Annotated in this window: 9 protein-coding genes and 2 tRNA genes; 9 read left to right on the top strand and 2 right to left on the bottom strand. The window is 62.2% G+C overall.

Annotated elements, in window-relative coordinates; all coding sequences use genetic code 11:
- Position 1: 1 nt before the first annotated feature.
- The 8 genes from recF (at position 2) to ACIQC5_RS15840 (ending at position 8,060) form a co-directional block, all read left to right on the top strand.
- A complete protein-coding gene (gene recF, locus ACIQC5_RS15805; protein ID WP_400284203.1) occupies positions 2-1,195 on the top strand; it encodes a DNA replication/repair protein RecF in 1,194 nt (397 codons plus the stop codon).
- The gene (locus ACIQC5_RS15810) at positions 1,182-1,736 is read left to right on the top strand and encodes a DUF721 domain-containing protein (RefSeq protein WP_400284206.1); all 555 of its coding nucleotides are present in this window, start codon (positions 1,182-1,184) and stop codon (positions 1,734-1,736) included. The genes recF and ACIQC5_RS15810 overlap by 14 nt, the downstream gene beginning before the upstream one ends.
- 339 nt (positions 1,737-2,075) lie before the next feature.
- Positions 2,076-4,157 carry a DNA topoisomerase (ATP-hydrolyzing) subunit B gene (gyrB, locus tag ACIQC5_RS15815; protein WP_400284209.1) on the top strand — a complete coding sequence of 694 codons (2,082 nt, stop codon included), beginning with the start codon at positions 2,076-2,078 and terminating at the stop codon, positions 4,155-4,157.
- 60 nt (positions 4,158-4,217) lie between these two features.
- Positions 4,218-6,890: a DNA gyrase subunit A gene (gene gyrA / locus ACIQC5_RS15820; protein ID WP_400284212.1), complete on the top strand. Its 2,673-nt coding sequence runs from the start codon at positions 4,218-4,220 to the stop codon at positions 6,888-6,890.
- On the top strand, positions 6,887-7,564 hold the full coding sequence (locus tag ACIQC5_RS15825; protein ID WP_400284215.1) for a DUF3566 domain-containing protein: 678 nt from the start codon (positions 6,887-6,889) through the stop codon (positions 7,562-7,564). Before gyrA ends, ACIQC5_RS15825 begins: the two co-directional genes overlap by 4 nt.
- Before the next feature lie 113 nt (positions 7,565-7,677).
- Positions 7,678-7,751: transfer RNA gene (locus ACIQC5_RS15830), tRNA-Ile, on the top strand.
- Between the two features lie 45 nt (positions 7,752-7,796).
- On the top strand, positions 7,797-7,913 hold the full coding sequence (locus ACIQC5_RS15835; protein WP_400284218.1) for a DLW-39 family protein: 117 nt from the start codon (positions 7,797-7,799) through the stop codon (positions 7,911-7,913).
- A 71-nt stretch (positions 7,914-7,984) separates the two neighbouring features.
- Positions 7,985-8,060 (top strand) — tRNA-Ala (locus ACIQC5_RS15840).
- A 128-nt stretch (positions 8,061-8,188) separates the two neighbouring features.
- Here ACIQC5_RS15840 and ACIQC5_RS15845 read toward each other — a convergent pair.
- A complete protein-coding gene (locus ACIQC5_RS15845; RefSeq protein WP_400284221.1) occupies positions 8,189-10,210 on the bottom strand; it encodes a beta-N-acetylglucosaminidase domain-containing protein in 2,022 nt (673 codons plus the stop codon).
- 133 nt (positions 10,211-10,343) lie between these two features.
- Between ACIQC5_RS15845 and ACIQC5_RS15850 the strand changes: the two genes are divergently transcribed.
- The gene (locus ACIQC5_RS15850) at positions 10,344-11,252 is read left to right on the top strand and encodes a DMT family transporter (protein WP_400284224.1); all 909 of its coding nucleotides are present in this window, start codon (positions 10,344-10,346) and stop codon (positions 11,250-11,252) included.
- 50 nt (positions 11,253-11,302) lie between these two features.
- On the opposite strand, the gene ACIQC5_RS15855 is transcribed toward ACIQC5_RS15850, so the two are convergent.
- Positions 11,303-12,178, bottom strand: a complete 876-nt coding sequence (locus ACIQC5_RS15855; protein WP_400284227.1) for a glycosyltransferase — start codon at positions 12,176-12,178, stop codon at positions 11,303-11,305.
- Between the last annotated feature and the right edge of the window lie 35 nt (positions 12,179-12,213).

Here is a 12,213-nt window from a genome sequence, read left to right on the forward strand (position 1 = left end):
CGTGTATCTTGAACATCTTTCGCTGACCGATTTCCGCAGCTATGCCCAGGTGGACCTGAAACTCGGTCCAGGAGTCACAGTGCTCGTAGGTTCCAACGGCATCGGCAAGACCAACCTCATGGAAGCCATTGGGTACCTGGCTACCCTCAGTTCGCACCGCGTCAGCACTGATGCGCCGCTGCTTCGTTTCGGCACGGAACGCGCAATGATCCGGGCCAGGTTGGTCCGGGGCGAGCAATCCACAGTCATTGAGCTCGAAATCAACGCCGGCCGGGCCAACCGCGGCCGCATCAACCGCGGAAATCCCGTCCGTGCCAGGGACATCCTGGGTATTTGCCAGACCGTCCTGTTTGCTCCCGAGGACCTTGCACTGGTGAAGGGGGATCCTTCCAACCGTCGCAGGTTCCTGGATGAACTGCTGGTGAGCCTGATTCCGCGGCACGCGGCCACCCGTAGCGATTACGACCGTGTCCTGAAACAACGCAACGCCCTTCTGAAATCAGCACGGGCGGGCAAGTTCACTTCCGGGCACGAGGCCACGCTCGACGTGTGGGATCAGCACATGGCACGCGCCGGGGCTGAGCTCCTGCACGCCCGCCTTGAACTGGTGGAACGTTTGCGTCCGCACCTGAACAGCGCTTACGCGCAGTTAACGGATGGTTCAAAAGACGCCGGTGCCGTGTACCGGTCCACGATCCAGGGCGTACTGGACGACGACGGCGGTCCAGCCGAGCGCCCCACGGAACCTTCGACGTCGGGCGAGGACCTTAGGCTGCTGTCCGTGGAAGAGCTGACCGAACGCTATATCCAGGCATTCGTCCTGTCGCGGAAAAAGGAACTGGAACGCGGAATTTCGCTGGTGGGACCGCACCGCGATGAACTGGAACTCGTGCTCGGCCAGGCACCGGCCAAGGGCTACGCATCGCACGGCGAAACGTGGTCCATGTGCCTGTCGCTCCGCCTCGCTTCGTATTACGTGATGCTGGATGATGCACGGACCGGTGGCACGGCTCCGATCCTTATCCTGGATGACGTGTTCGCCGAACTCGATGTCCAGCGGCGGCGTAAACTTGCAGCAATAGTGGCCAGCGCTGAACAGGTGTTGGTGACAGCCGCCGTCGACGCCGATATCCCCGAGGAGCTGGCCGGACGGCGCGTAACCGTTGTTCCGGGAGGCATCGATGGCGAAGGATAGCCGCGACGGACTTCAACCCGGACGGGATCCGGACGAAATTGATGCTGCCCAAGCGGCGTTGAACCGAATGCGCGATGCCGCCGCTGCCCGGGGCGAAGTGCGGCAGCGGGCTCCCCGCCCGGGGTCCGCCCCGAAACGAAAGGGCCTCCGGGATACCCGGGGTTTCACCCAATTTCATGGCAGCGGCCGCGATCCCTTGGGACTGGGCAAAGTTGTTGGCCGGCTTGTGGCTGAACGCGGTTGGACCTCGCCGGTTGCCGTCGGCTCGGTCATGGCGGAGTGGGAGACCTTGGTTGGTCCGGACATCTCCGCACATTGCACCCCTGAGAGCTTTACGGACACCACCTTGCACGTTCGTTGCGACTCTACGGCCTGGGCTACACAGCTGCGGTTGTTGAGTTCGAGCCTCCTGGAGATGTTCCGCAATGAACTCGGCGAAGGTGTGGTGACCAGCATTCAGGTGCTTGGACCGTCGGCGCCAAGCTGGCGCAAAGGTGGCCGCAGCGTCAACGGCCGGGGCCCCCGGGACACTTACGGCTAAACGGCGTGCAGGGCGTTTCAACGCCCCTGAGCCGTATAGGCCCCCATCGGGACCACCACAGGGCCATTGAAGATAGGGCCAGCGGCCTCCCACGGGCATATTCAGCTCTCGGCTGCCCCTGCATTTGCAAGGATCTCGGCTTTTCCACGATAGAATTGGGCTAGATAACTGAGCGCCGGTGAAACGTCGTCGGGGTACTGCCGCCACTTTAGTGGGAGTTGACACCCTCTTCGTCGGAGTAATCGGCGCAATCAGTCACGTGCCCGTAGACGGCCGCGGTTACCCCGTGGACATCTTCGGGAACGGCCGTCATCGATTACAGAGGAGTCGAAAGCGCCTGTGGCTAACGACAATGCAGAGACCTTGGCAGTAGAGCCCGCAGAGGAGAATGCCCCTAAACCGGACACGCCCTCAGAAGCGGCGCCCAGGGAGTACGGTGCCAGCGATATCACCGTGCTGGAAGGCCTCGAAGCGGTGCGCAAGCGTCCCGGCATGTACATCGGCTCCACTGGTCCCCGTGGTTTGCACCACCTGGTTTACGAAGTGGTGGACAACTCTGTTGACGAGGCCTTGGCCGGTTACTGCAGCCACATCGAGGTCATTTTGCGGGCCGATGGCGGCGTCAATGTAGTTGACGATGGCCGCGGTATCCCCGTGGACATCCACCCCACCGAGGGCAAGCCCACGGTTGAGGTCGTCATGACCATCCTGCATGCCGGCGGCAAATTCGGAGGCGGTGGCTACGCGGTCTCCGGCGGCCTCCACGGTGTGGGTATCTCTGTGGTGAACGCCCTGTCCCGCCGTGTGGATACCGAGGTCCGCCGCCAAGGTCACGTTTGGCGCATGTCATTCGCCGACGGCGGCAAGCCGCAGGGTGAACTCGTCAAGGGTGAAGCCACTGAAGAGACTGGAACGTCCCAGACGTTCTACCCGGATGGCACCATCTTTGAGACCACCGAGTTCGACTTCGAAACCCTGCGCGCGCGTTTCCAGCAGATGGCCTTCCTCAACAAGGGCTTGAGGATCACCCTGACTGATGAACGCCCCGTGGCGCGCGATGGCGATGAAGATCTTGACCTCGACGCCGTAGCCACCGAGGGCGAAGTCGCCGCGGAGCACCGGACAGTTGTGTACCAGTACGACGACGGCCTGCTGGACTACGTCAAGCACCTGAACTCGAACAAGAAGGTGGACATCGTCCACGAGGATGTCATCGCGTTCGAAACCGAAGACACCGAGCGGCACATCGCCGTCGAAATCGCCATGCAGTGGACCACCGCGTACTCCGAAAGCGTCCACACTTACGCGAACACCATCAACACCCATGAGGGCGGAACGCACGAAGAAGGCTTCCGCGCCGCGATGACCTCGCTCATCAACCGCTACGCGCGCGAGAAGACCATCATCAAGGAAAAGGAAGACAACCTCACGGGTGACGACATCCGTGAAGGTCTAACTGCCGTCATTTCGGTCAAGCTCTCCGAACCGCAGTTCGAAGGCCAGACCAAGACGAAGCTTGGCAATTCCGAGGTCAAGGGCTTCGTGCAGCGCGTGGTCACTGATCAATTGGGCGATTGGCTGGAGCGCAACCCGGGCCCGGCCCGTGATGTCATTCGCAAGGCAATTTCAGCTGCCCAGGCCCGCATGGCAGCACGCAAGGCCCGCGATAACGCCCGCCGCAAGAGCCCGCTGGAATCCTTCGGCATGCCGGGCAAGCTGTCCGACTGCTCCTCGAAGGATCCCTCGCGTTGCGAGGTCTACCTGGTGGAGGGTGACTCGGCCGGCGGTTCGGCCAAGCGCGGACGTAACCCTGAGACCCAGGCGATCCTGCCACTGCGAGGCAAGATCCTGAATGTGGAGCGGGCCCGTCTGGACAAGGCACTCGGCAATGCTGAAGTGCAGTCCATGATCACGGCCTTCGGCACAGGTATCGGCGAGGACTTCGACATCTCCAAGCTGCGCTATCACAAGATCGTGCTCATGGCCGATGCTGACGTCGATGGCCAGCACATCACCACCTTGCTGATGACGCTCCTGTTCCGTTACATGCGCCCGCTCATCGAAAACGGCTATGTGTACCTTGCGCAGCCGCCGCTGTACCGGATCAAGTGGTCCAACGCAGCTCACGACTACGTCTTCAGCGACCGTGAACGTGATGAAACCATCCGCAAGGGTGCTTCGATGAACAAGCGGCTCCCCAAGGACAACGGCATCCAGCGTTACAAGGGTCTGGGCGAGATGGACTACACCGAGCTGTGGGATACCACCATGGACCCGGACCGTCGAACACTGCTTCAGGTCACCATGGATGACGCGTTGGCCGCAGACCAGACCTTCTCCGTGTTGATGGGCGAAGACGTCGAATCCCGCCGAAACTTCATCCAGCAGAACGCCAAGGACGTCAGGTTCCTCGATATCTAGGACCCACAAGGACCTTCATATTCCAGAACCGACATATACCTGAAACGGAAAACTTAGACTATGAGCGACGAAACTCCCGAAGTCCCGGCGGAACCGACTGATGCCGTTGACGCTGTTCTTGAAGGCGATGTGCTGACTGACCGCGTGGAGCAGGTGGACCTGCAGACCGAAATGCAGCGGTCCTACCTCGACTACGCCATGGCCGTTATCGTCGGCCGAGCGCTTCCCGACGTCAGGGACGGCTTGAAGCCTGTTCACCGCCGCGTTTTGTACGCGATGTTCGACGGCGGTTACCGCCCGGACCGTTCTTTCAATAAGTGCGCTCGTGTTGTGGGCGACGTCATGGGTACTTACCACCCGCACGGCGACATGGCGATCTACGACGCACTGGTCCGCCTGATCCAGGACTGGACCATGCGATACCCGCTGGCGCTTGGCCAGGGCAACTTTGGTTCACCGGGCAACGACGGCGCTGCTGCACCGCGTTACACGGAAACCAAGATGGCGCAGCTGGCCATGGAGATGGTCCGCGACATCGACGAGGAAACCGTCGACTTCCAGGACAACTACGACGGCAAGAACCAGGAACCGACCATCCTGCCGGCGCGTTTCCCCAACCTGCTGGTCAACGGCTCCTCGGGTATCGCCGTCGGCATGGCCACCAACATTCCGCCGCACAACCTCCGCGAAGTAGCCGAAGGTGTCCAGTGGGCCCTCGACCACCCCACGGCAACGCGCGAAGAGCTGCTCGAAGCGCTCCTGCTGCGCATCAAGGGCCCGGACTTCCCCACTGGTGCAACCATCCTGGGCCACAAGGGCATCGAGGACGCGTACCGCACGGGCCGCGGTTCCATCACCATGCGTGCTGTGGTCAACGTTGAGGAACTCCAAGGCCGCACCTGCCTGGTGGTCACGGAACTGCCGTACCAAGCCAACCCGGACAACCTGGCCATCAAGATCGCCGAGCTGGTCAAGGACGGAAAGATCCAGGGCATCGCGGACCTCCGCGATGAAACCTCGGGCCGCACAGGCCAGCGCCTGGTGATCGTGCTGAAGCGCGATGCCGTGGCCAAGGTGGTCCTGAACAACCTGTACAAGCACACGCAGCTGCAGGACAACTTCTCCGCCAACATGCTGGCAATTGTCGACGGCGTTCCGCGCACCTTGAGCCTGGACGCGTTTATCCGGCACTGGGTGACGCACCAGATGGACGTCATCGCCCGCCGGACCCGGTACCGCCTGCGCAAGGCCGAGGAAGAAGCGCACATCCTGCGTGCCCTCCTCAAGGCCCTGGACATGCTGGACGAGGTCATTGCCCTCATCCGTGCGTCCAACACCACCGAGGCTGCCCGCGAGGGACTCATGGAGCTCCTTGAGATCGACGAGCTCCAGGCTCGTGCCATCCTGGACATGCAGCTGCGCCGTCTGGCTGCCTTGGAACGTCAGAAGATCCAGGACCGCCACTCCGAGCTCGAAGCAATGATCGCCGAGTACAACTCGATCCTTGCTTCCGAGGAACGGCAGCGCCAGATCATCAGCGAAGAGCTTTCCGAGATTGTCGCCAAGCACGGCGACGACCGCCGGACGCACATCCTGATGGGCTTCGATGGCGACATGTCCATGGAGGATCTGATCCCCGAAGAGGAAATGGTTGTCACCATTACGCGCGGTGGCTACGTCAAACGGACCCGCAGCGACAGCTACCGGTCACAGCAGCGCGGCGGCAAGGGCATCAAGGGTGCCCAGCTGCGCGGTGACGACGTCGTTGAGCACTTCTTCGTGACTACCACGCACCACTGGCTGTTGTTCTTCACCAACCTCGGCCGCGTGTACCGCGCGAAGGCTTATGAACTGGCCGAAGCCGGCCGCGATGCCAAGGGCCAGCACGTTGCCAACCTGCTGGCATTCCAGCCGGACGAGCACATCGCCCAGGTCCTGGACCTTCGTGACTACCAGCAGGCTCCGTACCTGGTGCTGGCCACCAAGAACGGTTTGGTCAAGAAGACGCGCCTGGAGGACTACGACACCAACCGTACGGCGGGTGTCATCGCCATCAATCTGCGGGACGAAGACGAGCTTGTCTCGGCTCAGCTCGTGAGCGAAACAGACGACCTCTTGCTGGTATCCCGGAAGGGCCAGTCCATCCGGTTCACGGCTACCGATGACGCCCTGCGTCCCATGGGCCGTGCGACCTCCGGTGTGACGGGTATGAAGTTCCGTGAAGATGACGAACTTCTGGCCGCTGACGTGGTTCAGGACGGCTCGTTTGTCTTTGTGGTCACCGAGGGCGGCTACGCCAAGCGGACAGCGGTGGATGAATACCGCTTGCAGGGCCGGGGAGGCCTGGGTATCAAGGTAGCCAAACTTGCTGAAGACCGAGGCGACCTTGTGGGTGCCTTGATCGTGCAGGAAGAGGATGAAGTCCTGGTGGTCATGGAGGGCGGGAAGGTTGTCCGTTCCGCCGTCAGTGGCGTCCCTGCCAAGGGCCGTGACACCATGGGCGTGATCTTCGCCAAGCCGGATAAGAACGACCGCATCATTGAGGTTGCCCGCAACAGCGAACGCGGTTTGGAAGGCGAAGAGTCCGAGGACGGACACGACGATGACGTAACGTTGGCTGCAAACGAAGGCGCTGTTGACGCGTCCGAAGAGGCAGTAACGGAAAACGACGCAGACCCGGATACCGAAACGGGCGCGGAGCTGAACGAAGACAACACCGGAGGTAACGAGTGAGTAATTCCGACTCATATCCCAAGCCGAGCACAGGTGTCCCCGGCGGACTCCGGCAGCCCTCGGGCGCAACGCAGGCTGGAGCGCCCGCGCGTCCCCAGCAGCGGCCCGGCACCGCATCAGCTGGAGCAGGACCGGCCGGCGCACGCCCAGCCGGATCCGGCCAGCGGCCTGCCGGCGCCAACCCTGGACAGCGGCCCGCAGGTGCTCCAGGGCAGCGCCCGGCCCAGCCCGGCCAACGTCCCGCTGGTGCCCCCGGCCAGCGCCCTGCCCAGGGCGCCCCGGGCTTGGTGAAGCCGGCCCCCAAGGCCAAGGTTCGCCGCGCAAGGCTTCTGGTCAGCAAGGTGGACCCGTGGTCCGTCTTGAAGATGGCGTTCCTGCTGTCGGTGGCCCTCGGCATCGTCACAGTGGTTGCCGCGATCGTCTTGTGGACGGTCTTGGACCTCACGGGCATCTTCAACCAGGTGGACAGCCTCCTGGGCACCCTGGCGGGATCCGAAGGCAGTGGCTTTGAACTGAAGAAGATTGCTTCGCTTGGACAGGTGGCTTCCTTCGCAACCATCATCGCCGTGGTGAACGTGGTCCTGCTGACCGCCCTGTCCATGCTCTCGGCGGTGCTTTATAACATTTCTGCAACGTTGGTTGGCGGCATCGGCGTTACGCTGACCGACGACTAACAAAAAACCGCGGAAACAGGCCGAAAATGGCGGATTTCCGCCGCGAAATTGCCTCGATTTGAGATCGGGCCGGGATGTGCTGTACAGTCATATCTCGGCCCGATGAGGCATCGGGGCGTATAGCTCAGGCGGTTAGAGCGCTTCGCTGATAACGAAGAGGTCCCAGGTTCAAGTCCTGGTACGCCCACGGAACCTACGAGGTTCAGGTAACACTGAACGGAATGAGGTGCTTGTGAAGAAGTTGCTGATTGTGGCAGCTGCGATCGCAGGTGTCCTGCTCTATAAAAAGGTGCAGGAATCCGAAGCCCGGAAAGAACTCTGGAGCAAGTCGACCGATTCGGTCAACTAGCCAAGAGGCCGGGTCTGGAACTGGTAAAAACCACTCCAGACTTAGGGTATGATTGACGGGTTGCTTCTTATGGGGGCATGGCGCAATTGGTAGCGCACCTGCTTTGCAAGCAGGGGGTTCGGGGTTCGAGTCCCCGTGCCTCCACCATAAGGAAAGTCCCGGTCAGAAATGACCGGGACTTTTGCATTTAACCAACGACGAAAAAGACAACCCGAATAAGTGGCGGATAAGCCGTCGGAACGCCATGATCCGGCACCTGGTTGGGCGGGATGGTCCTACTTGCCTGAATCCACCGTTTTCAGGGCCCGCTCCAGGAACGTCTTCAGTTCGCTGTCTCCCAGGATCGGTGTGACCACGCCATAAGCCAACGTGGGTTGTGTCCGGGCGGCCGCATCCGTCATAGCGGCCTCCACCTTCGTCCGTGCCTCCGTTGCCGCCTTGGCGTCCCCGCGCTTGGCAGCGTCGAGCATGGACAGGGCATCCTCGACGCCGCGACCGTAGCGTGCCGCCGCTGAGGCCCAGTGGGTGGCATCCTTACTGAAGCCTGCCACCTCCATGCGGGGCAGGAGTTCGGGCAGCCGCTGCAGCAGCTCAGCGCGAGCCTTCAGCCCCCCTGTAGGTGACTTCCCGGCGTCGTACTCGGCCCAGAACTGGTCAATATCGCGCCGCAACTCGGGAGCGGAGGGCGTGAGTTCGTCGTCCTGCCATTCCTGGTTGAGATCCACGAAGGCCCGCACGGCCGCTTGCACGTCCGGGTCCGGTCCGGCGATCTGGCTCAAGGCAGCGTGCATGGAGGCCTTGGGGTCATATGCTGGTCCATTCCATGCCAGATCTGCATAGTTGAAGATGGCCGGGAAGGACAGGTACGGCTCGATCATGGGGTTGGTGACGATGCCGCGGATGGCGTCGTGAAGCGCGGAGTCGCGGCCGATGACCGGTGCCATGAAGAGATGGTCCTGCGAGAAGTCATTTACCGGGTAGTTGTCCCAGATCAGGATGTCCCGGGGGTTGCCGGAACTCCCGTAGGTTCGGCGTGCGGCTTCCGCCGATTCCCTGGTGATCCGGTGTGACACGACATCCTCGCCCGTCCACTGGACCACGATGTCGGGATGCAACCCGGCCCCTAGGGCCCTCTTGTACGGATTGCCCTCCGAGCCGTCGTAGAACGTGGGCACCGTTTCGAGGGGCTGGATGTCTGGCCGACCAGCGATGAACCGCTGATTGACGTCATTGAGATAGGAGGCCTGGGCCCTTGCCAGATTGGCCTGCCCCGAACCGAATTCCCGGACGTCATCGGAGCACTGGACCTTGGTTGCGATGTCGTCGAGCGGGATGACGAACGAGCGGACGCCGAGGTCATAAAGGGATTCAAGTTTGGTGACGGTGTCCTCGAGGTCCGCTTCCCGGGAATAGCAAATGTCGATTCCCGGCGACAGTGCGTAGCTGAACCGGATGTGATTGGCGGTCGCCGTATCGATGACTTCCTTCAACAGCTCCAGCTGCTGATCGCTGTACAACGAGCGCCAGCGATCCCGGAGCAGAGGATCGTCCTTGGGCGAATAGACGTAGGTATTCATCTTTTGCCGTCCGGCGAATTCCAGGACGTCCAAGCGGGCCTGGTGGGACCACGGAGTGCCATAGAAGCCCTCGATCACACCCCGTGCCTCCATCAGTGGCCAATCACTGATGGTGGCTGCCGCCACCGAGCCGTCTTTGAGCAGCTGGCGCAGCGTCTGGACGGCGTGGAAGACGCCGTCGTCATCCCGTCCGGCGAGCACGGCGGCTGGTACTCCCTGCGTTGTCCCCGTGGCGAGGACGTAACCCCCGGGATGTCCCAGGGCCTGCTTGTTTTCCGCAGCGTCCCGCTGCCCGAACTCAGCCAGGAGAGCGCTGACGGACGAACCGCTGGCTGCGACGCCAAGGAAAATTGCCGACGACCCGGGTTCCGGCTCGGCCAGCGTAGAAACCACCTCGGTGGTTCCTCCGGCATCGGCCACCAGGTCCTGCACCGCGGACACAGACGGCTGGTCTGTCCCGGGTGCCGCCACCACATACACCCGGCCTTTCAACGGGACTGAACCGCCCCCACTGGGCCGGACGTGCTGCGGGACGGGAAAGATGTCCGGAACTCCCTCCACACGACCACCGTCCCCGCTCTGGCCTCCACCTGATCGGCCGTTCCCTGACGCCACCAGCCAAGCAGCCACCACAAGGACGGCCACCAGCACCGCTGCCGCCATGAGCAGCAGGACGGACCGCCTCCGCTTTGAGCGTCCGCGGACTGGTTGTGATGTCAATCCGGTGTCTCCCTGGGTTTTGTCCTGGCCGGCCCAGCGGCCACGCCAAGTGGAAGTGCTGTGTCAAGACAATCACACTGTCTCCCCCGCAGATAGGGCGTGGGCCTTATCCTCACCGCACTAGTGTTGATTCGTGAACCTTCTCATTTCCGCCCTCGGTGTGCTGGGCGTCGCTTCGTCCGGACCGCTGATCGCAGGCACTCTCGGTGCCACCTCAGTGACCGCCCTGGCGATCGCCTTCTGGCGGAATGCCATCTCCGCGGTGGTGATGGCGGCGCCGGTGGCCATTCGTGAGCCACAGCAGTTCCGGCAGATCACGCGGCGCGAATTTGCCTGGTCTGCGGTGGCTGCCGCGGCTCTTGCCTTCCACTTCGCCTGCTTCATCACGGCCCTGCAGCTGACCTCCGTGGCTGCCGCTACAGCCCTTGTTTGCCTCCAGTCGGCATGGATCGCCATCTTCCAACTGTTCCGTGGCACCCGGCACCGCTGGCCCGTCCTGGTCGGCTTGGGTATTGCCTTTGGCGGCGTCGTAGCGATTACCGGATTCGACATGGGCTCTTCCCCGGAAGCGCTGCTGGGTGACGTGCTGGCAATCGCCGGTGGAGCCTTGGCCGGACTGTACACACTGGCCGGCGGCAAGGCCCGGCAATCGATGGGCACCGGGACATACACGACGCTCTGCTATGGCATGTGCGCTGGCATTGTTGCCGTTCTCGCCTTCGCGGGCGGCCAGCCGTTGACAGGGTTCGACGCCGGAGGCTGGCTGGGTATTGTGGCCATCACCGTCTGTGCGCAGCTGGTTGGGCACACAGCCTTCAACCACTTGTTGGCCACCATGAGCCCGCTTTTGGTCTCGATGATCATTCTGCTGGAGATCCCGGGAGCGGCCATTCTTGCCGCGATCTTCCTGGGCGAAACTCTTCCTGCGGGGACGTATGCCGGACTCGCGTTGATCCTGGTCGGGCTGGCCGTCGTCGTGGCAGGGCAGCGTCGCGGCAAAGCGCAAGCAGGCCGACGGGAAGCTGAGCTGGGAACTGACTGAAGGACCGGCGTCGGGCGCTTAATCGCCCAGTCGGTGCTTGGTCCTGGTAACTACAGGCCGGCGCGGCGGGCGCCCTGAGCGGCATTGGCTGTGTGGATGGCCCGCAGCAACTTGGCCGGGAAGTACACCGAGAAGAACACCACCATGGGCGCTTTCAGGGCCATCTTCTTGACGTTGTGTGCTTTGTACGTCCGATCGAAGCGGGTCACGTAGTAGCGGTAGTCACGCGGCGAATCCTCCAGCCGGCGGGCTGACATCCCTGAGACCATCTGCGGCCAGTACTGAACCCTGAGATCGTGTTCGGCAAGGTGCAGCGAGAGGTCGATGTCCTCGTGCATCTCGTCCTTCTCATCCAGGCATGCCTCGTCCTTGATGGTTTCCCAGGCGGAGCGACGAAGGGCCATGTTGGAGCCGAACAGGAAATGGTATTGGTGCTTGGCCAGCCGAAGCATGAGCTGGCGCATGTTGTTGTCTGCTTTGAGTCCAAACCGGCGCATCGGCATGTCGTAGTAGACCACCGGACCCGTGGCTGCCTGCACCGACTGATCGACGAACGCGTTCTGAACCTGCTCAACCCAATCGGGTTCAAGGACGGAATCGGCATCGATGCGACCAATGATCTCCCCCTTGGCGCTGTTCAGGCCGAAGTTCCGGGTGGGAATGAGGCCTTGGGTAGTGTCCTGGCGGAGCAGGATGATGGGGCTCTCCGGGTACTCCTGCTGCATCTGGCGCACAATCCTGGCCGTGCGGTCTGTGGAGAGATTGTCCACCACGATGATTTCCTCAGCCGGTACGGACTGGTAGATGGCCGCAATCAGGCACTGGCGTATGACGCTTTCCTCGTTGTACGCCGGGATGACAATTGAAACGCCCGGAGGTTCCGGAGCGTCCTTCTGGGCACCCTCAAAGGGTTTATCAGCTGACATCACCTCAAATCTAACACCAGCACAAGCGACTCTTC

The organism is Paenarthrobacter sp. NPDC092416 (assembly GCF_044755025.1).
GTDB lineage: Bacteria > Actinomycetota > Actinomycetes > Actinomycetales > Micrococcaceae > Arthrobacter.

What these genes read in the sequence shown, in the direction of transcription:
- ACIQC5_RS15810 (WP_400284206.1), top strand. Translation starts at nt 1,182, where the DNA reads ATGGCGAAGGATAGCCGCGACGGACTTCAACCCGGACGGGATCCGGAC.
- gyrA (WP_400284212.1), top strand. Translation starts at nt 4,218, where the DNA reads ATGAGCGACGAAACTCCCGAAGTCCCGGCGGAACCGACTGATGCCGTT.
- ACIQC5_RS15855 (WP_400284227.1), bottom strand. Translation starts at nt 12,178, where the DNA reads ATGTCAGCTGATAAACCCTTTGAGGGTGCCCAGAAGGACGCTCCGGAA.